The 2113-nt window shown below is 68.2% G+C and carries 2 protein-coding genes; both read right to left on the bottom strand.

Annotation, left to right across the window (positions count from 1 at the left end; all coding sequences use genetic code 11):
• On the bottom strand, positions 1 to 1179 hold a 1179-nt coding region (locus JOZ79_RS07410; RefSeq protein ID WP_294072661.1), incomplete at its 3' end, for a CaiB/BaiF CoA-transferase family protein.
• Positions 1176 to 2113: NAD(P)/FAD-dependent oxidoreductase (locus tag JOZ79_RS07415; RefSeq protein WP_294072664.1), on the bottom strand; the 938-nt coding region annotated here is incomplete at its 5' end. The genes JOZ79_RS07415 and JOZ79_RS07410, both read right to left, overlap by 4 nt.

The following is a 2113-nucleotide window of genomic DNA, read 5'->3' on the forward strand; positions in this document are numbered from 1 at the left end:
TCCGGACTGCTTCAGCGTGGCATAATCGTCGGCGCTCAAGTCCCGGAGTACCTCGCGCGTATGCTCCCCGAGCCCCGGCGGCGGCAGGTCACTGTCGGCCCGATCCCCATCGAGACGGACCGGCGAGCCGATCAGCGGCACGCCGGCGATCGTGCGGACCATTGCCCGGTGCTGCGCCTGGACGTCGGACAGCGCTTGCGTGATCGTGTTGATCGGCCCGGATGGGATGCCGGCAGCTTCGAGCTCGGCCTGCCACCCGGCGGCGGGTCTGGCGCAGATGCAGTCGGCGACCAGCCGCACGATCTCGGCTCGGTTCGCCACCCGCGCTTCATTGCGGGAGAACCGCTCGTCGCTCGCCCATTCGGAATGGCCGCAAAGCTCGGCAAGGCGCGCGAACTGGCGGTCGTTGCCGACGGCGATGATGATCGGCCGATCCGCCGCCATGAAGGGCTGGTAGGGCACGATGTTGGGGTGGGTGACCCCTTGTCGCGGCGGGTCCCTACCCGACACCAAGGCGTTCGACGCCTGGTTGGCGAGCATCGCCAGCTGCGTGTCGAACAGGGCCATGTCGATGTGCGCGCCCTCCCCTGTCCGTTCGCGCCGGAGCAGCGCGGCAAGGATCGAAACGCAGGTGTAGAGGCCGGTGAACAGGTCGACGACCGCGACCCCGACTCGCATCGGCCCTCCGCCGGGTTCTCCATCGGGCAGGCCGGTGATGCTCATCAGCCCGCCCATGCCCTGGACGATATAATCATAGCCCGCGCGGTCGGCGTAGGGTCCGTCCTGCCCGAATCCGGTGATCGAGGCGTAGACGAGCCGTGGGTTGGCAGCGCGGAGGGAGGCGGCGTCCAGACCGAACTTGTCGAGCCCTCCGACCTTGAAATTCTCGACGATGACGTCGGCCTTGGCGGCGAGCTTTCGGACCAGCGTCGCGCCCTGTTCGGTCCCGAAATCGATGGCGGCGCTCTTCTTGCCCCTGTTGGCGCTGAGGAAATAGGCCGCGACTCTTTGCTCGCCCTCGCCGTGCCACGGCGGGCCCCAGTGGCGGGTGTCATCGCCGCTCCCGGGCCGCTCGACCTTGATCACTTCGGCGCCGAGGTCGGCGAGCAATTGCGTGCACCATGGGCCGGCGAGCACTCGGCTGAGGTCGAGGACCTTGATGCCCTCCAGTGGCTTCACGCGGCTCGCTTCCACGGACGGCGATCGGCCAGCACGGCCTTCGCCGCATTATGGCCCGGAGCGCCGGTCACTCCGCCGCCGGGGTGCGCGCCAGAGCCGCACAGATAGAGGCCCTTGAGCGGCATCCGGTAGTCCGCGGCGCCGATCATCGGCCGCGCGCTGAACAATTGGTCGAGGCCCATCTTGCCGTGGAAGATATCGCCGCCGATCAGCCCGAAACGGCGCTCGAGGTCGAGCGGCGAATGGATTTGCCGGCCGAGCACCGACGCCTTGAAGCCCGGCGCGTGGCTGTCGACCAAGGCGACGATCGCGTCCGCCGCCTTTTCCCGCTCGTCGTCCCAGCTTCTGCCCGGCCCGAGGTCGTAGCGGAAATGCTGGCAGAACAGGCTCGCGACATGCTTGCCCTTCGGCGCAAGGCTCGGGTCGAGGGTCGAGGGGATCAGCATCTCGACGATCGGCTTCTTCGCCCAACCATCCACCTCGGCGTCGAGCCAGGCGCGATGCATGTAATCCAGGCTCGGCGCCATGATGATGCCGGCAGTGAGATGATTGCCCTTCTTCGGCAGCACCGTGAACTTGGGCAGTTCCGACAGCGCGACATTCATGCGGAAGGTCGCGCTTTCGCACTTCCAGGCATGCATCCGGCTGGCGGTATCGGCGGTGACCGCGCCCGCCGGGATCAGCCGGTCGAACAGCAGGCGCGGATTGACGCCGGCGATGACGGTCTTCGCTTGCCACGCCTTGCCGCCAGCTACGACGCCGGTGGCCCGGCCGCGGTCGACGATGACCTCCTCGACCGGCGTATTGAGCAGGATGTCGACGGCGGCCTCGCGGCAGGCGCGCGCCATCGCCTGGGTGATCGATCCCATGCCGCCGATCGCATGACCCCATGCCCCCGGCACGCCCGCCGCCTCGCCGAACAAATGGTGGAGCA

Origin of the sequence: Sphingomonas sp. (assembly GCF_019242355.1) — a bacterium.
Classification (GTDB): Bacteria; Pseudomonadota; Alphaproteobacteria; order Sphingomonadales; family Sphingomonadaceae; genus Sphingomicrobium.